A 24391-nucleotide genomic window follows, 5' to 3' on the forward strand; every position below is an offset into this window, starting at 1 on the left:
TCATAAAGGTTGGATATTCCGTTAGTTTGTAACGGGTTATTTCTTCAAAGGGTCGCATTCTAGGAGTATGGCTGAAGATCTGTCGATGGTTGTTTGAACGACCTGAAAATCTCGTGAAAAGGCCTGTAAAAAGAGGGGTTTCCGGCGAACGGTTACAGTTTTTTCTCAAACAATAAAAAACCCGCACAAGGCGGGTTCTTTCAGTGCTGAAAATGTCACTCAGGCGTGCAGGGTTTCTGCCGCATAAAGCGTGTTTTCCAGCAGGCAGGCACGGGTCATCGGGCCGACGCCGCCGGGCACCGGAGTGATCCAGCCGGCGCGGGGCAGGGCGGTTTCGTAGACAACGTCACCAACCAGTTTGCCGTCATCCTGACGGTTGATGCCGACGTCGATCACGATCGCGCCTTGCTTGATCCACTCGCCCTTGACCAGGCCCGGCTTGCCGGCGGCCACGACCACCAGATCGGCACGGCCGACGTGGCCGGCCAGATCCTTGGTGAAGCGGTGAGTGACGGTGACGGTGCAGCCGGCCAGCAGCAGTTCCATCGCCATCGGGCGGCCAACAATGTTGGACGCGCCAACGACCACCGCGTCCATCCCGTACAGATCGGCACCGGTGCTTTCCAGCAGGGTCATGATGCCCTTGGGCGTGCACGGACGCAGCAGCGGGATGCGCTGGGCCAGGCGACCGACGTTGTACGGGTGGAAACCGTCGACGTCTTTGTCCGGGCGGATGCGCTCGAGCAGTTTCGACGCGTCGAGATGCTCGGGCAATGGCAGTTGCAACAGGATGCCGTCGATTGCCGGGTCGTCGTTGAGGCGATCGATCAGATCGGTCAGCGCGTCTTGCGTGGTGTCGGCGGGCAGGTCGTAGGCTTGCGAGAGGAAGCCAACCTCTTCACAGTCTTTACGCTTGTGCGAGACATAAACCTGAGAGGCAGGATCGCTGCCGACCAGGATCACCGCGAGGCCGGGAGTGCGCAGGCCTTGCTGGCGCCGCTCGGCAACTCGTTGGGCGATCTGCTGGCGCAGGCTGGCGGCGATCGATTTGCCGTCGATTAGTTGTGCAGTCATTGCGCGTGATTAACCATCGAGAGGGGAAAAAATGAGAACGCATTCTCGCATGTCGAGCGGTGAGGGCAAAGGCGCTTGGTCAGCAAATTCCTCTAACTCCTTTAATTAAATGAATTTTTTTCAAAAAGGATTTGACGACCTTCGGAGCCCTCTATACTATTCGTCGCACTTGTCGGGCACAGCCTAGCACTGGTTAAGAAGGTGAAGCGGAATCAAGGTTCTGCGACGCTGGAAAGCACTTAGTTTGTAGTCCTTTAAGAGTACAGATTAATAAGGCGCCCGTAGCTCAGCTGGATAGAGCATCCGCCTTCTAAGCGGATGGTCGCAGGTTCGAGTCCTGCCGGGTGCGCCATTAGGCAGCATTGGCACAAGTAACGCGATATGGTGGGCGTAGCTCAGTTGGTAGAGCACGGGATTGTGACTCCCGTTGTCGTGGGTTCGATCCCCATCGTCCACCCCATATTTCGAAAGGCGCCAGATGTAACAGTCTGGCGCCTTTGCTTTAAAAGCTTCATCCGCGGATGTGGTGGAATTGGTAGACACACTGGATTTAGGTTCCAGCGCCGCGAGGCGTAAGAGTTCGAGTCTCTTCATCCGCACCAATCAAAGCTTCATTCGAGTCTTCGGACGGGTGAGGTTCAACAAAGAAGTTGTTTGGCTTTTTTGTTACGCAATATGGTGGGCGTAGCTCAGTTGGTAGAGCACGGGATTGTGACTCCCGTTGTCGTGGGTTCGATCCCCATCGTCCACCCCATATTTCGAAAGGCGCCAGATTTAACAGTCTGGCGCCTTTTTGTTTTAGCGCTTTCGAAAGCCGGCATGGCCGGTTTCGAGGTGCAAGGGCAGGGCGCTTCGTCGTAATCATGTTGCTCGATGATGCCGCGCTGCCCGGCGTACTTGCTCGCAAGTGCGGCCGTCAGGGAGTGACTGACAGTCTCTTCTATATATAGAAGCGGTTGCTGCAGAGCCCTGGCGTGATGGTTTGTATTCGTCTGCGGAGCGCGCTGCTTTGATGTATCGCTCCGAATAAACTGCCTGCTGTTTTTTTACCCGATTTCCGTAGGGTGACTTCTTGAGTTTGACCCACTAGAATGCATGCCCTTGATTCTGGGGTCGGAAACGGCCGGCTAACGTCTGTGCAACGAGGAATATCCATGCAAGTTTCTGTTGAAAATACTACTGCTCTCGAGCGCCGCATGAGCGTCACCGTGCCGGCTGAGCGCATCGAGACTCAGGTCAACAAGCGTCTGCAGCAGACTGCCCAAAAGGCCAAGATTGCTGGCTTCCGTCCAGGCAAAGTGCCAATGAGCGAAATCAAGCGCCGTTTCGGTGCCGATGCTCGCCAGGAAGCGGTAGGCGACGTGATCCAGTCGTCGTTCTACGAAGCTGTGGTTGAGCAGAAGCTGAACCCGGCAGGTTCGCCGTCGATCGAGCCAAAATCGCTCGAAGCCGGCAAGGACCTGGAATACGTTGCTGTATTCGAAGTGTTCCCTGAGTTCACCGTTGCCGGTTTCGAAGGCATCACCGTTGAGCGTCTGAGCGCTGACGTGTCCGACGCTGACCTGGACAAGATGCTCGACATCCTGCGCAAGCAGAACACCCGTTTTGAAGTGGCCGATCGCGCTGCGCAGAACGAAGACCAGTTGAATATCGATTTCGTTGGCAAGGTTGACGGTGAAGTGTTCGCTGGCGGTTCCGCCAAGGGTACTCAGCTGGTACTGGGCTCCGGCCGCATGATTCCAGGCTTCGAAGAAGGCCTGGTCGGCGCCAAGGCCGGTGAAGAACGCGTTCTGAACCTGACCTTCCCAGAGGACTATCAGAACCTCGACCTGGCTGGCAAAACCGCTGAGTTCACCGTTACCGTGAACACCGTGTCCGAGCCTAAGCTGCCTGAGTTGAACGAAGAGTTCTTCGCGCAGTTCGGCATCAAGGAAAGCGGCATCGACGGCTTCCGCACCGAAGTTCGCAAGAACATGGAGCGTGAGCTGCGTCAGGCGATCAAATCCAAAGTAAAAAATCAGGTAATGGACGGTCTGCTGGCCACCAACCCGATCGAAGTGCCAAAGGCGCTGCTGTCCAACGAAGTTGACCGTCTGCGCGTGCAGGCTGTTCAGCAGTTTGGTGGCAACATCAAGCCTGATCAACTGCCGGCCGAGCTGTTCGAAGAGCAAGCCAAGCGCCGCGTCGTGCTGGGTCTGATCGTTGCTGAAGTGGTCAAGCAGTTCGACCTCAAGCCTGACGAAGCCCGCGTTCGCGAGATGATTCAGGAAATGGCTTCGGCTTACCAGGAGCCTGAGCAGGTCGTGTCGTGGTACTACAAAAACGAGCAGCAACTGAACGAAGTGCGTTCGGTTGTGCTGGAAGAACAAGTTGTGGATACTGTTCTGCAGAAAGCTAGCGTGACCGACAAATCGGTCTCTTACGAAGAAGCGGTCAAACCGGTAGAAGCTCCAGCAGCCGACTGATTGTTTTTGCGTTAGAAGTACACACATAAGCCAGCCTTCGAGCTGGCTTATGCGTATTCAAGACATAACTATTTGGGAGTGACTGCAGAGCATGTTCCGTAATTCGTATATTCAGCAGAACTCTGATATCCAGGCCGCCGGCGGCCTGGTCCCGATGGTTGTCGAGCAATCTGCTCGTGGCGAACGCGCCTATGACATCTACTCGCGCCTGCTCAAGGAGCGAGTGATCTTTCTGGTGGGTCCTGTAGAGGACTACATGGCCAACCTGATCTGTGCGCAACTGCTGTTCCTTGAAGCGGAAAACCCGGACAAGGACATCCATCTGTATATCAACTCCCCGGGCGGTTCGGTGACTGCGGGCATGTCGATCTACGACACCATGCAGTTCATCAAACCCAACGTATCGACCACGTGCATCGGTCAGGCATGCAGCATGGGCGCGTTTCTGCTTACCGCAGGTGCCCCGGGCAAGCGTTTCTGCCTGCCGAACTCGCGCGTGATGATTCACCAGCCACTGGGCGGTTTCCAGGGCCAGGCGTCGGACATTGAAATCCACGCCAAGGAAATCCTTTTCATCCGCGAGCGCCTGAACACGCTGATGGCCAAGCACAGCGGCCGTACTCTGGAAGAAATCGAGCGCGACACCAATCGCGACAATTTCATGAGTGCAGAAGCGGCGAAGGAATATGGCCTGATCGACGAAGTGATCAACCAGCGCCCAGCTTAAAATAAGCGACACATAACAGGCCTGGTCGGCACGTCCGATCAGCAGCGGGCTTGAAAAAGCCCGCAATAGCCTTCATCTTGTGTTGCAAGCCTATCGGATTTGGATCGAACGAATGACTGACACCCGCAACGGCGAGGACAACGGCAAGCTGCTCTATTGCTCCTTCTGTGGCAAAAGCCAGCATGAAGTGCGCAAATTGATTGCCGGCCCCTCGGTCTTTATCTGCGACGAGTGCGTCGACCTGTGCAATGACATCATCCGCGAGGAGGTGCAGGAAGCCCAGGCCGAAAGCAGCGCGCATAAATTGCCTTCGCCTAAAGAAATCAGCGGCATCCTTGACCAGTACGTCATTGGTCAGGAGCGTGCGAAAAAGGTTCTGGCCGTAGCGGTGTACAACCACTACAAGCGTCTGAACCAGCGTGACAAGAAGGCTGACGACGTCGAACTCGGCAAGAGCAACATCCTGCTGATCGGCCCGACAGGCTCCGGTAAAACCCTGCTGGCCGAAACCCTGGCCCGCTTGCTGAACGTTCCGTTCACCATCGCTGACGCAACCACCCTCACCGAGGCGGGTTATGTGGGCGAAGATGTCGAGAACATCATTCAGAAGCTGCTGCAGAAGTGCGATTACGACGTGGAGAAGGCCCAGATGGGCATTGTCTACATCGATGAAATCGACAAGATTTCGCGCAAGTCCGACAACCCGTCGATCACCCGCGATGTTTCCGGTGAAGGCGTGCAACAGGCCTTGCTCAAGTTGATCGAAGGCACGGTCGCTTCCGTTCCGCCGCAAGGTGGCCGCAAGCATCCGCAGCAGGAGTTCCTGCAGGTCGACACCCGTAACATCCTGTTCATCTGCGGTGGTGCGTTCTCCGGTCTGGAAAAGGTTATTCAAAACCGTTCCACCAAGGGCGGCATCGGTTTCAACGCAGAAGTGCGCAGCAAGGAAGAAGGCAAGAAAGTCGGTGAATCCCTGCGTGAAGTCGAGCCTGACGATCTGGTCAAGTTCGGTCTGATCCCGGAGTTCGTCGGTCGTCTGCCGGTCCTCGCGACGCTGGACGAACTCGATGAGGCTGCTTTGATGCAGATTCTCACCGAGCCGAAAAATGCTTTGACCAAACAGTATGCCAAGCTGTTCGAGATGGAAGGTGTGGATCTGGAATTCCGTTCCGACGCACTGAAATCGGTCGCCAAGCGTGCCCTGGAACGTAAAACCGGTGCCCGTGGCCTGCGCTCGATTCTCGAAGGTGTGCTGCTCGACACGATGTATGAAATCCCCTCGCAGTCCGAGGTGAGCAAAGTCGTGATCGATGAAAGCGTGATCGAAGGCAAGTCCAAGCCACTGTATATCTACGAGAACAGTGAGCCGACCGCCAAGGCAGCGCCGGACGCGTAAGCGTCCACCCTGTCGCAGTAAAGAAGGGGCCCTCGGGCCTCTTTTTTTTTATCTGGTTTTTTACAGCCGCTTTGCGCTTGTTTTTTTTCAAGGCAGCCCCCATCTTGGTTTCAAGTTCAATTCCATCTGATTACGGCCCTATGGCCGCCGTAGAGGCGAAATCATGAAGACAACCATCGAATTGCCTCTCTTGCCATTGCGTGATGTCGTGGTTTATCCGCACATGGTTATCCCGCTGTTCGTGGGGCGCGAGAAATCCATCGAAGCCCTCGAGGCCGCGATGACGGGCGACAAGCAGATCCTGCTGCTGGCCCAGAGAAACCCGGCTGACGACGATCCCGGTGAAGATGCTCTCTATCGCGTAGGTACCGTTGCCACGGTTCTGCAACTGCTCAAGCTGCCTGACGGCACCGTCAAGGTGCTGGTCGAAGGTGAGCAGCGCGGTACGGTCGAGCGCTTCAGTGAGGTCGACGGCCACTGCCGTGCCGAAGTCTCGCTGATCGAAGAAGTCGACGCCGCCGAACGCGAGTCCGAAGTCTTCGTGCGCACGTTGCTGTCGCAGTTCGAACAATACGTCCAGCTGGGCAAAAAGGTCCCGGCTGAAGTCCTGTCGTCACTCAACAGCATCGATGAGCCGGGTCGTCTGGTCGACACCATGGCCGCGCACATGGCGCTGAAAATCGAGCAGAAGCAGGAAATCCTCGAAATCGTTGACCTGTCGGCGCGTGTTGAACACGTTCTGGCGCTGCTGGATGCCGAGATCGACCTGCTGCAGGTCGAAAAACGCATTCGTGGCCGGGTCAAGAAGCAGATGGAGCGCAGTCAGCGCGAGTACTACCTGAACGAGCAGATGAAGGCCATTCAGAAGGAACTCGGCGACAGCGACGAAGGCCACAACGAAATCGAAGACCTGAAAAAGCGTATCGACGCTGCCGGTCTGCCGAAGGACGCCTTGGCCAAGGCCACCGCCGAACTGAACAAGCTCAAGCAGATGTCGCCGATGTCCGCAGAAGCCACCGTGGTGCGCTCGTACATCGACTGGCTGGTACAGGTGCCGTGGAAGGCGCAAAGCAAGGTGCGTCTGGACCTGGCGCGGGCTGAAGACATCCTTGATGCCGACCATTACGGCCTGGAAGAGGTCAAGGAGCGCATCCTTGAATACCTCGCCGTGCAGAAGCGTGTGAAGAAAATCCGTGGGCCGGTGTTGTGCCTGGTCGGTCCTCCAGGCGTGGGTAAAACCTCGCTGGCAGAGTCGATCGCGCATGCCACCAACCGTAAATTCGTGCGCATGGCCCTCGGCGGCGTGCGTGATGAAGCGGAAATCCGAGGTCATCGCCGTACCTACATCGGTTCGATGCCAGGAAGATTGATTCAAAAGATGACAAAAGTGGGTGTGCGCAACCCGCTGTTCCTGCTCGATGAAATCGACAAGATGGGCAGCGACATGCGTGGCGACCCGGCGTCGGCGTTGCTGGAAGTGCTCGATCCAGAGCAGAACCACAACTTCAACGACCACTATCTGGAAGTCGATTACGACCTTTCCGATGTGATGTTCCTGTGCACCTCGAACTCGATGAACATTCCGCCGGCGCTGCTGGACCGGATGGAAGTCATCCGTTTGCCGGGCTACACCGAAGACGAAAAGATCAACATTGCCGTCAAATACCTTTCGCCAAAACAGATCGCCGCCAACGGTCTGAAGAAGGGTGAACTGGAATTTGATGCCGAAGCGATCCGCGACATCATTCGCTATTACACTCGTGAAGCCGGTGTGCGTGGCCTCGAGCGTCAGATCGCCAAGGTCTGCCGCAAGGCTGTGAAAGAGCACGCGATGGAAAAACGCTTCTCGGTGAAAGTGACAGCTGATCTGCTCGAGCACTTCCTCGGCGTGCGCAAGTTCCGCTACGGCCTGGCCGAGCAACAGGATCAAGTAGGGCAGGTGACTGGCCTGGCCTGGACTCAGGTCGGTGGTGAGTTGCTGACCATTGAAGCGGCGGTAATTCCGGGTAAAGGTCAATTGATCAAGACCGGTTCACTCGGCGACGTTATGGTCGAATCGATCACTGCCGCGCAAACCGTCGTGCGCAGCCGCGCCAAAAGCCTGGGCATTCCGCTGGACTTCCACGAGAAGCGCGACACGCACATTCACATGCCTGAAGGCGCCACGCCGAAGGACGGCCCAAGCGCCGGTGTCGGTATGTGCACGGCGCTGGTTTCGGCCTTGACCGGCATTCCGGTGCGCGCCGACGTGGCCATGACCGGTGAAATCACCTTGCGTGGTCAGGTGCTGGCGATTGGTGGTCTGAAGGAAAAACTGCTGGCGGCTCACCGCGGTGGAATCAAGATCGTGATTATTCCTGAAGAGAACGTGCGCGATCTGAAGGAGATTCCTGACAATATCAAGCAGGATCTGCAGATTAAACCGGTTAAATGGATTGACGAGGTCCTGCAAATTGCGCTGCAATACGCGCCGGAGCCCTTGCCGGATGTGGCTCCGGAGATAGTTGCCAAGGACGAAAAACGTGAGTCTGACTCTAAGGAAAGAATTAGCACGCATTAATAGGCTTTTGCCTGGGGGGCTTCCTTGACAGTTTTTTAGAGCCCTTGTTATAAAGCGGCTCTTAAGTGTCTGTAGGCCATTCAGCACTCGTTTTTGCTTTCACCAAAAAACTTAGAATCATCTCAAAATAGATATAAGGGGACTTAGAGTGAACAAGTCGGAACTGATTGATGCTATCGCTGCATCCGCTGATATCCCGAAAGCTGCTGCTGGCCGTGCGCTGGACGCTGTAATCGAATCCGTCACTGGCGCTCTGAAGGCTGGCGACTCCGTTGTTCTGGTTGGTTTCGGTACTTTCTCCGTGACGGACCGTCCGGCTCGTACCGGTCGTAACCCACAGACCGGCAAGACTCTGGAAATCCCGGCTGCCAAGAAGCCAGGTTTCAAAGCCGGTAAAGCACTGAAAGAAGCTGTTAACTGAGTTTCAGGTTTTTACCCATCCGGGTCGGGGTCAAGCCTGACTTGGCAGCGGAGCGGTAGAGCAGGTCACTGAAAAAGTCGCCTGTAACGCCGGGATCGAGGGTTCGAGCCCTGTCCGCTCCGCCAGTTACGAGAAGGCGCATCCTCGGATGCGCCTTTCTTCTATCCGGATTCTACCCACGCTCCACGGTTGCCTAAATTGAAGTTCAACCGTTTCTGGGGGACGCATGCTGCAGAATATCAGGGACAATTCACAAGGCTGGATTGCCAAGACCATTATCGGAGTCATCGTTGCACTGATGGCTTTGACCGGTTTCGATGCCATTTTCCAGGCCACGACTCATAAAAATGAGGCGGCCAAGGTCAATGGCGAAGAAATCAGCCAGAACGAGCTGAGCCAGGCCGTTGACATGCAACGCCGTCAGCTGATGCAACAGTTGGGCAAGGACTTCGATGCTTCCTTGCTCGATGAAAAAATGCTCCGCGAATCGGCCCTCAAGGGGCTGATTGATCGCAAGCTGTTGTTGCAAGGTGCCGAGCAGGCCAAATTCGCTTTCTCCGAAGGTGCGCTGGATCAAGTGATCCTGCAAACGCCTGAATTCCAGGTGGACGGCAAGTTCAGTTCCGAGCGTTTCGACCAGGTGATCCGTCAACTGGGTTACAGCCGCATGCAGTTCCGCCAGATGCTGGCTCAGGAAATGCTGATCGGCCAACTGCGCGCCGGTGTCGCGGGCAGCGGTTTCGTCACCGACGCCGAAGTGCTGGCATTCGCCCGTCTGGAGAAACAGACCCGCGATTTCGCCACGCTCAACGTCAAGGCTGACCCGACCGCCGTGAAGCTCACCGACGACGAGGTCAAGGCTTACTACGATGAACACGCCAAAGAGTTCATGACTCCGGATCAGGTGATCATCGATTACGTCGAGCTGAAGAAGGCTTCGTTCTTCGACCAGGTCGCCGTCAAGGACGAAGACCTCGAAGCCGCGTATCAGAAAGAAATCGCCAACCTGTCGGAACAGCGTCGTGCGGCGCATATTCTGATCGAAGTGAACGACAAGACCACCGAGGCTCAGGCGAAGGCGAAAATCGAAGAAGTCCAGGCGCGTCTGGCCAAGGGCGAGAAGTTCGAAGCGCTGGCCAAAGAGTTTTCGCAGGATCCGGGTTCGGCCAACAATGGCGGTGATCTCGGCTATGCAGGTCCTGGTGTTTACGACCCAGCGTTCGAAAAGGCCTTGTACTCGCTGGGCAAAGATCAGGTCTCCGAGCCGGTTCGCACCGATTTCGGTTATCACCTGATCAAGTTGCTGGGTGTCGAAGCGCCTGAAGTGCCGACTCTCGCCAGCCTGAAAGACAAGCTGACCCGTGAGCTGAAAGCCGCGCAGGTCGAGCAGCGTTTCGTTGAAGCGACCAAGCAGCTGGAAGATTCGGCATTTGAAGCATCCGATCTGGCGCAACCTGCGGCCGATCTGAAGCTGACCGTGCACACCTCCAAGCCATTCGGCCGTGAAGGTGGCGAAGGCGTTGCGGCCAACCGTGCCGTGGTCACCGCTGCATTCAGTCCTGAAGTGATCGATGAAGGTGCCAACAGCACCGCCATCGAGCTGGATCCGGAAACCGTGGTCGTGTTGCGCGCCAAGGAACACTTGAAGCCTGCGCAGTTGCCGCTGGAAAGCGTGAATGCGGCGATCCGCACTCAGTTGACCAAAGAGCATGCCAGTGCGGCCGCCAAGACCCGTGCCGAGAAGCTGATCGCTGATCTGCGCGATGGCAAGGCACCTCTGGACAAGGCAATTGACGGGCAGAGCTGGAAAGTCACCGAAGCGGCTACCCGTGGTCAGGAAGGTGTTGATCCGGCGGTGTTGCAGGCGCTGTTCCGCATGCCGAAGCCGGCCGCCAAGGACAAGCCAACGTTCAGCAGCGTGACGCTGCCGGACGGTAGCCTGATGATCGTGCGCTTGAATGGCGTTAACGAAGCGGCTGCACCGACGGAAGAAGAGAAGGCGCAGTACCGGCGTTTCCTGGCTTCCCGTGAGGGGCAGCAGGATTTCGCGGCGTATCGCAAGCAGTTGGAGAGTCAGGCGGATATCGAGCGGTTCTGATTGCTGACTGGAGACATGGGAGCCCCGGCCTTTTTAGGTCGGGGTTTTTTTGCGCCTTGGCGGCCTGTGGGCCGACCAGGCTGTGGTTGTTTTAGGTGTATATCCGTTGGTGTGGGTGCGGCTGATGGCGGTTTCGCCCTTACGGCGAGTCACCTTTTTCAAACGCCAAAAAGGTAACCCAAAACGCTTGCTCCTACGTACGGCCCTCGCAGGCTCGGGTCCCTTCGCTCCGGGATTGATCCGGGCGCAGCGGCTACGGTTTGCTTCGCTGCACCTCCTTCCGCTGTGTCTGGCTGCGCCAGACGGTCGCTGCGCTCCCACGCCCGGATCAATCCCTCCGCTCAGCCTTCCGATGTCGCTGGTTAGGCAAGATCAAGAGCACTCGAGCTGGCGCTCATTGTTGAGTGGTTAGAAGCAGATGGTTGGCTTTAGGTTTGTGGTGTGGCTGCCCCTCACCCCAGCCCTCTCCCGAGGGAGAGGGAGCCGATTTTGGTTGGTTTTGAAACTTGCATTCGACTCGGTTTTTCATGTTGACGTAGTTCTTCCGATCACCACGGTCAGTTCCCTCTCCCTCCGGGAGAGGGCTAGGTGAGGGGCTTTTGACTTTCGGGCTTGGTTTAAGCATTTCCGGCAACTAGACGGCATCTATCTGGCAGTTGGAAATCCATGTCTGCGAGCCTTGATCGTCACACCCAGGGTGAAAACCAGCAAGCCTGCAACAATCCACGGAAATGTTCCTGCGCCGACGTCTTCAAGCAATAGGCCTCCGATCAAGCCTCCGCCAGCAATTCCCACATTCCACAGCGTCACCAGCATCGATTGCGCGGTATCGGCTGCGCTCCTCGCGGTTTTCGCTGATGCGGTTTGCAACAGGGATGGCATTGCGCCGAAGGCCAGTCCCCAGACGGCGATGGCCGTGTAAACCACGCTCGGCGAGTCGCGCCACAGGCCCAGCGCGAGCGCGGACAGCATGAACAGCGCGGCGCTGATCAACACCAGTTCGCGCAGCCAGCGGTCAATCAGGACGCCTACGATCCATAAGCCCAGCACCGATGCGAGGCCGAATACCAGCAACACCCGGTCGATCGTTGCATCAAGTCCGGAGGGCTGCAAAAAAGGTGCGATGTAGGTGTACAGCAGATTGTGTGCGACCACGTAGGTCAGGGTTACAAACAATACCGGGCGTACGCCGGGCCAGGTAAATACCTGCCGCAAAGGGGTGCGGTGTCCCGCGCGTTCGCCGGCAAAGTCCGGTACCAGCCAGCGTACCCATATCACCAGCAAAATGGTCAGCCCGGTCATGATCGCGAAGCTCAGGCGCCAGCCGACCAGCGTGCCGAGCAAAGTGCCTGCGGGGATTCCCAGCGACAGCGCCAGAGGTGCACCGAGCATCGCCACGGTAATGGCACGGCCTTGCAGGTGCGGGGCGACCATTCGGCTCGCGTAACCCGCCAGTAGCGCCCAGAGCAGACCGGCGAACACTCCGGCAATAAAGCGTGCGATCAGGCTCAGCCAGTACAGCTCCGACACGGCGGTGATGCTGTTGGCGATCGCGAAACCAGCGACGGCGGACAGCAGCAGTGGTTTTCGGCGCCAGCCTCGGGTGGCGATCGTCAGGGGAATCGCCGCCAGGATCGAGCCGAACGCGTATACGGTGATCAATTGCCCGATCAGTGCCTGCGAGACATTCAGGCCGCTGCTCATCTGTGGCAACAGACCGGCCGGCATGGCTTCGGTCATTATCGTGATGAATCCGGCGGTGGCCAGTGCCAGCAGCGCGGCGAGGGGTAAGCGTTCGGGTTGATCGAGCGGGGCAAGCGGGTTGAGCATCGTTCATGACGGCTTCCATGTGCGAATTTGACGAGAAACGCAGAGTAGGGCGCTGCACGGTGATGAAAAACGGGTTAAGGTTCCGAACATATCGGACAAGGATGTCAGCAATGGGGGAGTGGTATGGATAGCCTTGGCAGTATTGCGGTGTTTGTTCAGGTCGCCGAGACGCGTAGCTTCACCGAGGCTGGCAGGCTACAAGGTGTTTCATCGTCGGCGGTGGGCAAAAGCATCGCGCGGCTGGAAGCCCGACTGGGCGTGCGGCTGTTTCAGCGCACCACGCGTAGTGTCACGCTGACCAGCGAAGGCGCGATGTTTCTTGAGCGGTGCCGAAAGATCCTCGCGGAAGTCGAAGCGGCGGAATTCGAACTGTGCGACGCCTCCGCCAAACCCCACGGCAGGTTGCGCATCAGCCTGCCGCAGGTGCATGGGCTGGTGATGCCGGTCATGGCTGAGTTCATGGCGATGTACCCGCAAATCGAGCTGGATCTGGATCTGACCGATCGTATGGTCGATGTGGTGGAAGAAGGTTTTGATGCTGTGATCCGCACGGGCAAGCCCCGCGACTCGCGTCTGATGGCGCGACGATTGGGTACTTTTCACATGGTATTGGTGGCCAGTCCGGCGTATCTGCAGCAGCGTGGCGTACCGCAGACGCCGGCTGATCTTGCCGCTCACGCGTGCCTGCGGCACACCTTCCACGCCACTGGAAAACTGGAAGCCTGGCCATTGATCCGCGAAGAGGGGACCGTGGAGCCGACGTTGCCCGCCCGCCTGGTCAGTACCTCCATCGAAGCGGTGAGCCATGGGGCGCTGGCCGGCATGGGTATCGCCTGCCTGCCTGATTTCATGACCCGTGAGGCCGAGGCGCAAGGACGCTTGCATCGGGTGCTCGATGCGCACCTGGAACACACCGGTGAGTTTTGGGTCCTATGGCCATCGAGTCGTCACGCTACGGCGAAACTGCGCGTGTTCATCGATCATTTGGTCTCGCGCCTTTTCCCCGCTACGCAGATGACATAGGGTTGTAACCGTTTCAAGACACTATTCCATGCGCCGCGGGGTCGCGATCTGTTGCACAATACGCCCCGGACTGTTTTCTCTCAGGATGTTCAATGTTGATTTCCATTCCCTTGCGTGTAGCCGGGTTGGCGCTGTTGTTGGCTGCCGTTGCCGGTTGTTCGAAAGACAAGCCGATGTATGAGCACGAAAACTTCGATGACTCCGGTACGTTTTCGCGCAATTATCCGGTGACGGATGCGGCCAGTTGCGAAGCGGCGCGGCGGGCGTTGCTCAGTCAGGGCTACATCATCACCAGCAGCGATCCGAAACTGGTCAGCGGGCACAAGAGTTTCCAGCAGACCGGCGATACCCACATGGAGATCAGCTTCAACGTGGTGTGCGCCGACGATGGCAGTGCCGGGCACCATGCGACGATGTTCGCCAATGCCTTGCAGGATCGTTATGCGCTGAAGAAGACCAACAACTCGGCCAGTCTCGGTGTGGGTGTGTTGGGCTCGGTGTCGATGCCGATCGGCTCGTCTGACGATTCGATGGTCAAGGTTGCCAGTGAGACGGTTACTGCGCAGAAGTTCTATGAGCGTTTCTTTACCCTGGTCGAGCAGTTCCTGCCGGCGGATGCGAAGAAGGCTGCGCATATCGAGGAGAAGCCCAAGGCAGACCTCGGTGTGCCTGAGGCGAAAGCGACGCCAGCGCCGGCACCTGCGCCGTTGGTGCCGACACCAGCGGCGGAACCTGCTGCAACGCCTGCGCCTGCCTGCTGCAGAGCCAGCCCCGGCTCCGGCGGAAACCGCGCCAGTCGATTCCCAGCCGGTGGTGCCGCCTGCGGAGCAGGCGCCAATTACCCCAGCCCCCGTTGAAGAGCCCGCGCCGGCCAGCGAAACCATCACGCCGCCAGCGAACCCGGACATTCCGCCGCCGTCCGAGCCGATTCCGGCGATGCCTGCGTCCGGTCAATAATTCACTTCAACAAAACCCTGTGGGAGCGAGCCTGCTCGCGATGAGGGGTGTGTCAGTCGACGACGCTGTTGCTGACGCACCGCCTTCGCGAGCAGGCTCGCTCCCACAGTGGTATCCGGGGCAGCTTAAAGATTGGTTACATTCCCCTGACAATCCCACCGCGATAAATCCCCAACCACCTGCTACGTTTTATTCATGAAGGCTGCGTTTCACTTTTCCTTCACACGGGCACTTTATGCTCGGGGCACAGGTCGATTGATCAAGCCATTTTTCATGACGAGCAGTTGGGGGATTTTACGATGGATGAGTATCAGGAAGAACTGCTCGAATACCAGGCTTACGAACTGGACCAACCCGAACCCGCAGACGACGCAACCGAGCTCTGAGCTCTGAGCTTGCAGCTTGAAACTTGCAGCTGCTTCAAACCCGTATTCGATGACTGCGACGAAACTCGCCCGGCGTCTGGCCGCTCCAGCGCTTGAACGCTCGTTGAAATGCTTCGGCTGAAGCAAAACCGAGCAGATAGGCGATTTCGCCGAACGCCAGTTCGGTATCGCGGATGTAGGTCATTGCCAGGTCCCGGCGCGTGTCGTTGAGAATGGCGCGAAATTGCGTGCCTTCCTCGGCCAGTTTGCGCCGCAGGGTCCAGGTCGGCAGTTTCAGGCGTGCCGCGACCTCTTCAAGATCCGGTTCGCGCCCACCATTGAGTAACGGCCCGAGCAATTGAATGATACGTTCGCGCAGGCTGCGGGTTCGCGTCAGTTGCTCAAGTTCTCGCTCGCACAGTTGCAGCAGGTGCCGCCAGGTACTCGGGCAATGCTCGGGGTTGCGCTGCGCGAGGCTGTCCAGATTCAGGCGCAATTGGTTGCCCTCGGCGCCGAACAGGATCGGGCAATCGCCGAGCGAGCTGTAGGCCTGACGGTAATCGGGCTCGGTGAATTCGATCTCGATGCGCTCGGCCCGCAGCGGCTGGCGGCCGACGGTCGAGAGTTGGTTGAGCCAGCCAGCCACGATCGAATCGACGACAAAGCGGTTGTAAGCGTTGTACGGGCTGATCGAATAGAAGCGCAGCCACGCGCCATGGGCATCTTCGTGAAAGCTCGATTGGCCGCGATAGTTCGAACCGTACAGGGCTTCGAAACGGATCAGGCAGCGCGCGGCTTCGCGCACGGTCGGGGCTTGCGCGGCGGTGACGCCGGCAAGTCCGGCCTGGCTCAGACGGCTGAGCTGGCCCATGCGCAAACCCAGCGCTGCATCCCCGGTCAATTGAATTGCTGCGTGGCCCAGGCGCATGTAGCGAGGGATCGACAAGCGCGCACCCGCTTCGGCCAGTCGCGCCGCGTCGAGGCCGTATTGTTCCAGCAGCGGCTGTGGGTCGATGCCATGACTGCGCACGGCGTCGGCGAGGCTATGCACGAAACCCACCGACAGATCCCCAAGACGCATCGGCAGTGGCTTCATGGCTTACAACCAGATGTTCAGCAGACGCGCGCCACGGGCGTCGCCATCGGCAAAATGCCGACCGTTGCTGCTGAGAAAACTCTGGCCGGAGCTGGCCTTGTCCCAGAACTGCCCGCGCATAAACACGCTGACGCCGGCAATCGCCCGACTGCTCGGTGGCTGGGCAGTCAGGGTCAGTCGGTGCCAGGCCTGTCCTTCAGTAACTTCGCCGGGCTTGAGGCTCACCGAACCGGGCGTATTCGAACCTTTATAACCGCGCCACGGCTGGTTCCATGCGTCCTGGCCGAACAACTGCGCCGGCACGGCGACCAATTGTGCGTTTTGCTCGTCGAGCGTGCGGTAGTTTTGCGGGTACCAACTGTCGCTGCCGATCAATACGCCGAGACGTCCGGCGGGGGTGTCGACCACGTTGATGCGCTCTTTGTCCTCGGCCTGGATCACGTCACGTTGAGCGAACACCGGGTGCATCTGCCGCTGCGGCTGGCCGAGTGGCACGCCGTCGCGGCCGAACACCACGCTGCTGTTGTAGAGCGAGCCGCTGCCCGGTTTCAGTCGGCCATCGCGAATTTCCGGCTCCGGCAACACGATCGAACCGGCCACCAGGGTCACACGAAATTCCTTGGCCAGACCGCCAAACAGCGCCTGATATTGCTTGGCCATGGATTTGGCTTTCATGCGCAGATGGGCGTCGTTGAGACGATCGTTGCCGCTGGCGCGCAGCCAGGCGCGAGCGAACAACAACGGATTGCTCGCCGCTAGCCAGTTCATCGCCTCGTCAACGGTCGGGGCTTGATACAGCTCGTCTTTTTCGCCGCTGAGCAGCAGCCAGGTGCCGATGTTTTCCGGCAACACCACCACGGTTTTTTCGTTCAACAAGCCTTGATCCTGCGCCTGCTGCAAATAGGCCGCGAGCTTGCGGTGCAGGCGCTCGGGGCTTTGATAGTCGGTGGGAAACAGTTCGGGCTGGATGCCCAGCAGATTGCCGCGGTCGGCGGGTGTGCCTTGGTCGACCGCCAGTTTGATGCGCAGGTCCGACAGGTAATGCCCGACCGGCCGGTCCGCCGCCCACATTGCGTAGGTGGTGAGGGCAGCCACAAGGGCCATGGAAAACGTCAGGTACAAAAGTTTGCGCATGAAAACCAACAACGACCGGGTGCAGGGTATGGCGACTAGGGTAGGGCGCATGGCGGCGATTGCCAAGGGGCGCTGCGCATTTGGATCAATAAGTTGTCAGTTACGGTCATTGAGCCGCAGCGAGGCGGCTCTTAGTCTGTCGAGCATGACTGACGGGAGCCGCAGAGCGCCCGCAACTTTTCCGTGATCGCTCGTTGTGGAGTTACCGATGACCGCCGCTCATTACCCGCACCTGTTGGCCCCGCTGGACCTGGGATTCACCACGCTGCGCAACCGCACCCTGATGGGCTCGATGCACACCGGTCTGGAAGAAAAGCCGGGCGGGTTCGAACGCATGGCGGCGTACTTCGCCGAGCGTGCGCGTGGCGGTGTCGGCCTGATGGTCACCGGCGGTATCGGCCCGAACGACGAGGGCGGCGTGTACTCCGGCGCGGCCAAGCTGACCACCGAAGAGGAAGCGCTCAAGCACCGTATCGTCACCCGCGCGGTACACGAGGCGGGCGGCAAGATCTGCATGCAGATTCTCCACGCCGGCCGTTATGCCTACAGCCCGAAACAGGTCGCGCCGAGTGCGATCCAGGCGCCGATCAACCCGTTCAAGCCCAAGGAGCTGGACGAGGAAGGCATCGAGAAGCAGATCAGCGATTTCGTCACCTGTTCGGTGCTGGCGCAGACTGCCGAGTACGACGGCGTCGAGATCATGGGTTCGGAAGGTTATTTCATTAACCAGTTCCTCGCCGCGCACACCAACCACCGCACCGACCGTTGGGGCGGCAGTTACGAAAATCGCATGCGCCTGCCGGTGGAAATCGTGCGCCGGGTGCGCGAAGCGGTTGGCCCGAACTTCATCATTATTTTCCGACTGTCGATGCTTGATCTGGTCGAGGGCGGCAGCACCTGGGACGAAATCGTCACGTTGGCAAAGGCCATCGAGCAGGCCGGCGCCACCATTATCAACACCGGGATCGGCTGGCACGAAGCGCGGATTCCGACCATCGCCACCAAAGTGCCGCGCGCCGCGTTCAGTAAAGTCACGGCCAAGTTGCGCGGCTCGGTGAGCATTCCGCTGATCACCACCAACCGCATCAACACCCCGGAAATCGCCGAGCAGATTCTCGCCGAAGGCGATGCCGATATGGTCTCGATGGCGCGGCCGTTCCTTGCCGATCCGGATTTCGTCAATAAAGCCGCTGAAGGCCGCGCCGACGAAATCAATACTTGCATCGGCTGCAACCAGGCGTGCCTCGACCACACCTTCGGCGGCAAGCTCACCAGTTGCCTGGTCAACCCGCGCGCCTGTCACGAAACCGAGCTGAATTACCTGCCTGTGCAACAGATCAAGAAAATCGCCGTGGTCGGTGCCGGCCCTGCCGGTTTGTCCGCTGCGACCGTGGCTGCCGAGCGTGGCCACCAGGTGACGCTGTTCGATTCGGCCAGCGAAATCGGTGGCCAGTTCAATATCGCCAAGCGCGTGCCGGGCAAGGAAGAGTTTTTCGAAACCCTGCGTTACTTCAAGCGCAAGTTGCAGACCACTCATGTCGAGGTGTGCCTGAACACCCGCGTCGATGTGGCGAAACTGGTCGAGGGCGGCTACGACGAGATCATCCTCGCCACCGGCATCGCTCCGCGTGTGCCGGCGATTCCGGGTGTCGAGCATGCCAAGGTGCTGAGCTACCTGGACGTGATTCTCGAGCGTAAACCAGTGGGCAAACGCGTGGCGGTCATCGGCGCTGGCGGTATCGGTTTCGACGTGTCCGAATTCCTCGTCCACCAAGGTGTGGCGACCAGTCAGGATCGTGCAGCATTCTGGAAGGAGTGGGGCATCGATACGCAGCTGGAGGCCCGCGGTGGTGTTGCCGGGATCAAAGCCGCGCCGCATGCCCCGGCGCGTGAAGTGTTCCTGTTGCAGCGCAAGAAAACCAAGGTCGGCGATGGCCTCGGCAAAACCACCGGCTGGATTCACCGTACCGGTCTGAAGAACAAGCAGGTGCAGATGCTCAACAGCGTCGAATACCTCGGTATCGATGACGACGGTCTGCACATACGCATCGGCGAGGCCGCTGAGCCGCAAGTACTGGCGGTGGACAACATTGTGATCTGCGCGGGGCAGGATCCGCTGCGTGAGTTGCACGATGGCCTGGTGGAGGCAGGGCAAAATGTGCATTTGATCGGTGGCGCTGACGTGGCGGCGGAGCTGGATGCCAAGCGCGCGATCAATCAGGGATCGCGTCTGGCGGCTGAGCTTTAAGCTCAGCGCCGGACCTGTGGGAGCGAGCCTGCTCGCGAAAGCGGAGTGTCAGCCAATACAACTGTCGACTGACACGACGCCTTCGCGAGCAGGCTCGCTCCCACAGGACTGGCGTACGCTGGCAGATTTTTAACGCCTGGCTGTTAAGATGCCGGCTCTTTGCAACAGAGCCGGCATTCATGTTTTTGCCCCCGCCAATTGGCTACCCCAAGCCCCTCTCGAACATCTCTGCCTGGACTGGCTCAGCGCTGCCGGCATCGAAGTGGCGATCCTGCGCCTCGACCGGATTGACCCGCTGATCAGCGGCAACAAGTGGTTCAAACTCACCGAACACCTCAAAGCAGCCGAGCGTGCCGGCGCCGACGGCATCATCAGCCTCGGCGGTGCGCATTCCAATCATCTGCATGCGCTGGCAGCGGCGGGCAAAGGCTTGGGATTCAAAACTGTGGGCCTGTTGCGCGGACATGCGCAGCAAACGCCGACAGTGGCTGATTTGCAGGCGTTCGGCATGCAACTGCACTGGTTGGGTTACGGCGGCTATCGCGCCCGTAACGAGCCGGGATTCTGGCAACCCTGGCAGGCGCAATATCCGCAGCTGTATGCGGTGCCGGAGGGCGGCGGGGGATTAGCCGGGGCACGCGGCTGTGCGGCGATTCGGACGCAAGCGCTAGCGCAGTTGACGGCGCTGGGCTGGAGCGATTATCACGCCTGGTGGCTGGCCTGCGGCACCGGCACGACGCTGGCCGGGCTGGTGCTCGCCGAGGCCGGCGCGCGACACGTCTATGGCGCGCTGGCAGTGCCGGAAGATCATGGCGTCGCAGCGCAGGTCGAATCGATTCTGCAACAGGCCGGGCAGGGTAGCGCCGATTACACCTTGATCGATGCCAGCCGGGGCGGTTTTGCCAGGGTCGATCCGGCCTTGCTGAGGTTCATCGAACAGACCGAGCAGGCCTGCGGTGTGCCGCTGGAGCCGCTGTACACCGGTAAAGCCTTGCTGGCGCTCAAGCAGCAGGTCGAGGCTGGCCGGTTTGCGTCGGGCACGCGGCTGCTGTTCGTGCACAGCGGTGGCTTGCAGGGCCGACGCGCCATGCTCGCCGGCCGCTGACGCTCAGCCGCGCCTGGGCATCATCCGCAGTAGCGTGTTATCGCGCACCACGTAATGGTGATAAATGCCCGCCAGCGCATGCAGGCCGATCAGCCAGTAACCGATGGTCGCGATCAGCACATGCCAGCCTTCGACCTGTTTGGCGAACGCCTTGTCTTCGCCGACCAGCAGCGGCAGATCGAAGCCGTAAAACATCACCTGATGGCCCTCGGCGCTGGTGATCAGCCAGCCGAGGATCGGCATGCTGAGCATGAACAGGTACAACGCCCAGTGCATCAGCCGCGCCAGCAGCGTTTGCCAGGCCGGGGAGGCCGGAAAGATGTTCGGCGCCGGGCCGAGGCTGCGTGCGAGCAGGCGAAACCACACCAGCACGAACACGGTCAGCCCGAGCAGGTAGTGCATTTCACGGATCAGCGTGCGGCCGCCACTGCCCTTGGGGAACAGGCCGCGAAACTCCATGCTGGCGTAAACCAGCACCAACAGCACCAGCATCAGCCAGTGCAGCAGAACCGAGACGGTGCTGTAGCGCGATTCGGAACTTGTCCACGGCATTCGGGATTACCTCACGGATCAGGGTCGCAACGGCCGTTCTGAATGACGGCATGGGTTAACTGTAATCCGCTTTGGCGCAATTGCCCGAGGCTGACTGGACTTTCCCTGCGTTGCGTCAGTCCGGGGCATAAAAAAACGCCAATGTCGCGATGACAGTGGCGCTTTTTTCTGGCAACAACCGAGGGAATCAACTCGATTGCGGCATTTCACCCCTGGCCAGCCGCTGGTTGATGTCAGCGATCACCTCGGGCAGGTCGCTGATGGTGTCGATCATGTAATGCGGGCGCGAACCGGCGAACAGCGCGTGAATGCGCTTGCGCTCGCTGGCCAGTTCGTCGCTGTCCAAAGCGCGGAAACCGTCGTAATCCAGACCCAGCGCATTGCCCGAGCAGATCAGCGCGACGGTCCACATCCCGGCGCGGCGGCCTTCGAGAATGCCCGGCACGGTGTCGTCGATCTTCACGCAGGCCGCCACGTCATCAATGCCCAGCGCAATAACGTTGGCCAGGGCTTGCGCCGGCCATGGGCGACCGTTCGGCACTTCATCGGTGGCGACCACATGGTCGGCCACATAACCATTGCGCGCGGCCAGTTCGACCACCTTGTCCATCACCTGTTTCGGATAGCCCGAGCAGGAACCAATCATGATCCCTTGCTCGCGCAGGCTGGCGATGGTCTCCAGGGCGCCGGGAATCAGCGCCGAGTGCTCGGCGATTTTTTTCGATCTGCAGCGGCATGAAGCGGTTATAGATCGCGGTCACGTCATCATCGGTCGGCGTGCGGCCGAATGCCTTGCGATAACGCTCGGCGACCTGCGGTTGATCGCACAGGGTGCGGATGTGGTCCCACTTGCCCATGCCCATCGGGCCCCGGGCTTCTTCGATGGACACTTGCACGTCGAACTCGGCGAACGCCTCGACGAAAATCTGCGTCGGCGCGAACGAGCCGAAATCGACCACGGTGCCGGCCCAGTCGAGGATGGCGGCTTGCAGTTTGGTGGGGGTGGTGTAGTTCATGTTGGTCAAAATCCTGTGGTGGCAATGAAGTCGAAATGTGTGGAGCGAGCCTGCTCGCGAAAGCGTCGGTTCAGTCGACGTCAATGGCGAATGTCAGGGCCCTTTCGCGAGCAGGCTCGCTCCCACATGGGATTTGTGTGTGGTTCAGATATCGAGCACTTCCATTTCGCGCAGTACCTCACCGACGGCCGCGACGGCTTCGCGCATTTGCTCGGGGGTGACGTGGCCGATGCAGCCGACACGGAAGGTTTCCACCTGGGTCAATTTGCCCGGATAGAGGATGTAACCCTTGGCCTTGACCCGCTCGTAGAACGCCTTGAATTGATAACGCGGGTCCTTCGGTGCATGGAACGTGGCGATGATCGGTGCCTGAATGGCTGCCGGCAGGAAACTGCGCAGGCCGAGTTTGCCCATCTCTTCCATCAGTGCCTGGCAGTTGGCCGCATAACGTGCGTGCCGCGCCGGCAGGCCACCTTCTTCGCTGTATTGCTGCAAGGCTTCGTGCAGCGCCGCGACCACGTGAGTCGGCGGGGTGAAGCGCCATTGCCCGGTCTTTTGCATGTAGGTGTGCTGGTCGAACAGGTCCATCGCCAATGAATGCGAATTGCCAGCGGCAGCGGCCAGCGACTCTTTGCGTGCGAAAACAAAGCCCATCCCCGGCACGCCTTCCAGGCATTTGCCGGACGCCGCAATCAGCGCATCGAACGGCACCTTCTGCGCATCCACCGGTAGCGCGCCGAACGAGCTCATGGCGTCGATGATCAGGCGTTTGCCGTGCTGCGCAACCACTGCAGCGATCTCTGCCAAGGGGTTGAGAATGCCGGTGCTGGTTTCGCAATGAATCAGCGCGACGTGGGTGATCGAGCTGTCGGCGCGCAGCAGACGGTCGACGTCGGCGGCGGTGGTCGGTTCGTCTTCAGCGGTTTCGAAGGTGCTGAACGAGCGGCCGAGCACTTCACAGATTTTCGCCAGACGCTTGCCATAGGCGCCGTTGATCAACACCAGGACCTTGCCATCACGCGGCACCAGCGTGCCGATGGCCGCTTCGACGGCAAACGTGCCGCTGCCCTGCAACGGCACGCAATGATGCGTCGCGGCGCCGTTGAGGATCGTCAGTAATTGCTCGCACAGACTGGCAGTCAGTTGATTGAAGCGGTCATCCCAGGAGCCCCAGTCGACCAGCATCGCCTGGCGAGTGCGGGCCGAAGTGGTCAACGGGCCGGGAGTGAGCAGGATGGGTTCGGCGATACTCATGCGGGTGTCCTCGGGTTGCGCTGGGGATGAAGCTACGGGGCATACGTTGCAATTCGCCGTTGCATCAATCAAATTGTTTGTTGTTATGCCAGCCATCAGTGAGGGTTATTCATGAACCTGTTCCAGCTGCGCGCCTTCGACGCCGTTGCCCGCGAAGGCAGCTTCACCCGCGCCGCTGCGCGCTTGTTCATCAGCCAGCCAGCGGTCACCGGGCACATCAAGGCGCTGGAGGAGCACTACCAGATCACCCTGTTGCGGCGCACCGCGCGACGGGTGGAGCTGACCGAGGAGGGCACCCGACTCGCCGCGATCACCCGCGCGATGTTCGGTCTGGCCGAAGAGGCGCAGACGATGCTTGAAGCCAACCGGCAATTGCTCACCGGTCGCCTGGAAGTGGCAGCGGATGGCCCGCACATGGTCATGCCGATGCTCGCCAGCCTGCGTGCGCGGTATCCCGGCATTACCGTGAATCTGCGCCTGGGCAATGCGCAGGAAACCTTGGCGGCATTGTTGTCCGAGCATGCGGACGTGGCGGTGCTGACCGAGGTCGAGCCGCGCAAAGGTCTGCATTTGCAAGGCCTGAGCGAATCGCGGATTTGCGCGCTGGTGCCGGCCGGGCATCCGTGGGCACGGCGCGCCGGGGAAGTGCCGCTCGAAGAACTCGATCAGGTGATCATGGTGTTGCGTGAGCCGAGCTCGATTACCCGGCGCACCTTCGATCAGGCCTGCGCGCAGGCGTCGATTCAGCCGCGCGTGCTACTGGAACTCGACAGTCGCGAAGCGGTGACCGAAGCCGTCGCCGCCGACCTGGGCGTGGGCGTGGTGTCTTCGGTGGAGGTCAGCCACGACCCACGGGTGGTGGCGATTGCGCTTGCCGGGGCAGGACTGGTGAACAGGCACATGATCGGCTGCATGGAGCGGCGGCGGGAGTTGCGCTTGATTCAGGCGTTTTTCGATCTGGCGCCGGCCTGACCAGACCGTGGCGCCTGCAACCGCCAGCAGGCTGGCTCCCACAAGGTTTTGGAACGACGCAAATTCCCAGTGGGAGCTAGCCTGCTGGCGATAGGGCC

At 59.5% G+C, this 24391-nt stretch carries 16 protein-coding genes, 4 tRNA genes and 2 pseudogenes; 15 read left to right on the plus strand and 7 right to left on the minus strand.

Annotated features, from left to right (window positions below; all coding sequences use genetic code 11):
* Window positions 1-219: 219 nt before the first annotated feature.
* On the minus strand, window positions 220-1074 hold the full coding sequence (folD, locus tag M0746_RS07425) for a bifunctional methylenetetrahydrofolate dehydrogenase/methenyltetrahydrofolate cyclohydrolase FolD (protein WP_208940568.1): 855 nt from the start codon (window positions 1072-1074) through the stop codon (window positions 220-222).
* A 275-nt stretch (window positions 1075-1349) separates the two neighbouring features.
* Between folD and M0746_RS07430 the strand changes: the two genes are divergently transcribed.
* From M0746_RS07430 to M0746_RS07475, 10 genes are all read left to right on the plus strand, one after another.
* Window positions 1350-1426, plus strand: a tRNA-Arg gene (locus M0746_RS07430).
* Between the two features lie 32 nt (window positions 1427-1458).
* A tRNA-His gene (locus M0746_RS07435) sits at window positions 1459-1534 on the plus strand.
* Between the two features lie 57 nt (window positions 1535-1591).
* Window positions 1592-1676 (plus strand) — tRNA-Leu (locus M0746_RS07440).
* Between the two features lie 76 nt (window positions 1677-1752).
* Window positions 1753-1828 (plus strand) — tRNA-His (locus M0746_RS07445).
* Window positions 1829-2228: 400 nt separating this feature from the next.
* A complete protein-coding gene (tig, locus tag M0746_RS07450) occupies window positions 2229-3539 on the plus strand; it encodes a trigger factor (RefSeq protein WP_093100444.1) in 1311 nt (436 codons plus the stop codon).
* A gap of 91 nt (window positions 3540-3630) precedes the next feature.
* On the plus strand, window positions 3631-4266 hold the full coding sequence (clpP, locus tag M0746_RS07455) for an ATP-dependent Clp endopeptidase proteolytic subunit ClpP (protein WP_007951559.1): 636 nt from the start codon (window positions 3631-3633) through the stop codon (window positions 4264-4266).
* Window positions 4267-4378: 112 nt separating this feature from the next.
* A complete protein-coding gene (clpX, locus tag M0746_RS07460) occupies window positions 4379-5662 on the plus strand; it encodes an ATP-dependent Clp protease ATP-binding subunit ClpX (RefSeq protein ID WP_016775335.1) in 1284 nt (427 codons plus the stop codon).
* A gap of 163 nt (window positions 5663-5825) precedes the next feature.
* Window positions 5826-8222, plus strand: coding sequence for an endopeptidase La (gene lon, locus M0746_RS07465; RefSeq protein WP_208940569.1), 2397 nt, complete (start codon window positions 5826-5828; stop codon window positions 8220-8222).
* A 148-nt stretch (window positions 8223-8370) separates the two neighbouring features.
* Window positions 8371-8643: an HU family DNA-binding protein gene (locus M0746_RS07470; protein ID WP_003183171.1), complete on the plus strand. Its 273-nt coding sequence runs from the start codon at window positions 8371-8373 to the stop codon at window positions 8641-8643.
* Window positions 8644-8869: 226 nt separating this feature from the next.
* The gene (locus tag M0746_RS07475) at window positions 8870-10741 is read left to right on the plus strand and encodes a SurA N-terminal domain-containing protein (protein WP_258448664.1); all 1872 of its coding nucleotides are present in this window, start codon (window positions 8870-8872) and stop codon (window positions 10739-10741) included.
* Window positions 10742-11386: 645 nt separating this feature from the next.
* On the opposite strand, the gene M0746_RS07480 is transcribed toward M0746_RS07475, so the two are convergent.
* Window positions 11387-12571 carry an MFS transporter gene (locus M0746_RS07480; protein WP_258448665.1) on the minus strand — a complete coding sequence of 395 codons (1185 nt, stop codon included), beginning with the start codon at window positions 12569-12571 and terminating at the stop codon, window positions 11387-11389.
* Between the two features lie 123 nt (window positions 12572-12694).
* Here M0746_RS07480 and M0746_RS07485 point away from each other — a divergent pair, with 123 nt between their 5' ends.
* Together M0746_RS07485 and M0746_RS07490 are read left to right on the plus strand one after the other, a co-directional pair.
* Window positions 12695-13594, plus strand: a complete 900-nt coding sequence (locus M0746_RS07485; RefSeq protein WP_258448666.1) for a LysR family transcriptional regulator — start codon at window positions 12695-12697, stop codon at window positions 13592-13594.
* Between the two features lie 92 nt (window positions 13595-13686).
* Window positions 13687-14551 (plus strand): annotated as a pseudogene (locus M0746_RS07490) (DUF2242 domain-containing protein).
* Between the two features lie 420 nt (window positions 14552-14971).
* Here M0746_RS07490 and M0746_RS07495 read toward each other — a convergent pair.
* Both M0746_RS07495 and M0746_RS07500 read right to left on the minus strand, forming a co-directional pair.
* Window positions 14972-16012 (minus strand): AraC family transcriptional regulator, encoded by a 1041-nt coding sequence (locus tag M0746_RS07495; protein ID WP_258448667.1) that lies wholly within the window; start codon window positions 16010-16012, stop codon window positions 14972-14974.
* A gap of 3 nt (window positions 16013-16015) precedes the next feature.
* On the minus strand, window positions 16016-17146 hold the full coding sequence (locus M0746_RS07500; protein ID WP_258448668.1) for a nitrilase-related carbon-nitrogen hydrolase: 1131 nt from the start codon (window positions 17144-17146) through the stop codon (window positions 16016-16018).
* A 208-nt stretch (window positions 17147-17354) separates the two neighbouring features.
* Here M0746_RS07500 and M0746_RS07505 point away from each other — a divergent pair, with 208 nt between their 5' ends.
* Window positions 17355-19394, plus strand: coding sequence for an NADPH-dependent 2,4-dienoyl-CoA reductase (locus M0746_RS07505; RefSeq protein WP_258448669.1), 2040 nt, complete (start codon window positions 17355-17357; stop codon window positions 19392-19394).
* A gap of 148 nt (window positions 19395-19542) precedes the next feature.
* Window positions 19543-20499, plus strand: coding sequence for a 1-aminocyclopropane-1-carboxylate deaminase/D-cysteine desulfhydrase (locus M0746_RS07510; protein ID WP_258448670.1), 957 nt, complete (start codon window positions 19543-19545; stop codon window positions 20497-20499).
* Window positions 20500-20502: 3 nt separating this feature from the next.
* On the opposite strand, the gene M0746_RS07515 is transcribed toward M0746_RS07510, so the two are convergent.
* The 3 genes and pseudogenes from M0746_RS07515 to M0746_RS07525 form a co-directional block, all read right to left on the minus strand.
* Window positions 20503-21051 carry a cytochrome b gene (locus tag M0746_RS07515; RefSeq protein WP_258448671.1) on the minus strand — a complete coding sequence of 183 codons (549 nt, stop codon included), beginning with the start codon at window positions 21049-21051 and terminating at the stop codon, window positions 20503-20505.
* 187 nt (window positions 21052-21238) lie between these two features.
* A pseudogene (gene phnX / locus M0746_RS07520) lies at window positions 21239-22067 on the minus strand (phosphonoacetaldehyde hydrolase).
* A gap of 144 nt (window positions 22068-22211) precedes the next feature.
* Entirely contained in the window at window positions 22212-23321 is a 1110-nt protein-coding gene (locus M0746_RS07525) for a 2-aminoethylphosphonate--pyruvate transaminase (RefSeq protein WP_258448672.1), read from the minus strand.
* A gap of 111 nt (window positions 23322-23432) precedes the next feature.
* Between M0746_RS07525 and M0746_RS07530 the strand changes: the two genes are divergently transcribed.
* Entirely contained in the window at window positions 23433-24293 is an 861-nt protein-coding gene (locus M0746_RS07530; protein WP_258448673.1) for a LysR substrate-binding domain-containing protein, read from the plus strand.
* The last annotated feature ends 98 nt before the right edge of the window (window positions 24294-24391 follow it).

This window comes from Pseudomonas sp. S11P7 (genome assembly GCF_023195435.1).
Lineage (GTDB): Bacteria > Pseudomonadota > Gammaproteobacteria > Pseudomonadales > Pseudomonadaceae > Aquipseudomonas > Aquipseudomonas fluorescens_G.

Coding starts and splice junctions, on each gene's coding strand:
- lon (WP_208940569.1), top strand. CDS start 5,826: ATGAAGACAACCATCGAATTGCCTCTCTTGCCATTGCGTGATGTCGTG.
- M0746_RS07505 (WP_258448669.1), top strand. CDS start 17,355: ATGACCGCCGCTCATTACCCGCACCTGTTGGCCCCGCTGGACCTGGGA.
- M0746_RS07475 (WP_258448664.1), top strand. CDS start 8,870: ATGCTGCAGAATATCAGGGACAATTCACAAGGCTGGATTGCCAAGACC.
- folD (WP_208940568.1), bottom strand. CDS start 1,074: ATGACTGCACAACTAATCGACGGCAAATCGATCGCCGCCAGCCTGCGC.
- M0746_RS07500 (WP_258448668.1), bottom strand. CDS start 17,146: ATGCGCAAACTTTTGTACCTGACGTTTTCCATGGCCCTTGTGGCTGCC.
- M0746_RS07480 (WP_258448665.1), bottom strand. CDS start 12,571: ATGCTCAACCCGCTTGCCCCGCTCGATCAACCCGAACGCTTACCCCTC.
- clpX (WP_016775335.1), top strand. CDS start 4,379: ATGACTGACACCCGCAACGGCGAGGACAACGGCAAGCTGCTCTATTGC.
- M0746_RS07515 (WP_258448671.1), bottom strand. CDS start 21,051: ATGCCGTGGACAAGTTCCGAATCGCGCTACAGCACCGTCTCGGTTCTG.
- M0746_RS07530 (WP_258448673.1), top strand. CDS start 23,433: ATGAACCTGTTCCAGCTGCGCGCCTTCGACGCCGTTGCCCGCGAAGGC.
- clpP (WP_007951559.1), top strand. CDS start 3,631: ATGTTCCGTAATTCGTATATTCAGCAGAACTCTGATATCCAGGCCGCC.
- M0746_RS07485 (WP_258448666.1), top strand. CDS start 12,695: ATGGATAGCCTTGGCAGTATTGCGGTGTTTGTTCAGGTCGCCGAGACG.
- tig (WP_093100444.1), top strand. CDS start 2,229: ATGCAAGTTTCTGTTGAAAATACTACTGCTCTCGAGCGCCGCATGAGC.
- M0746_RS07525 (WP_258448672.1), bottom strand. CDS start 23,321: ATGAGTATCGCCGAACCCATCCTGCTCACTCCCGGCCCGTTGACCACT.
- M0746_RS07510 (WP_258448670.1), top strand. CDS start 19,543: ATGCCGGCTCTTTGCAACAGAGCCGGCATTCATGTTTTTGCCCCCGCC.
- M0746_RS07495 (WP_258448667.1), bottom strand. CDS start 16,012: ATGAAGCCACTGCCGATGCGTCTTGGGGATCTGTCGGTGGGTTTCGTG.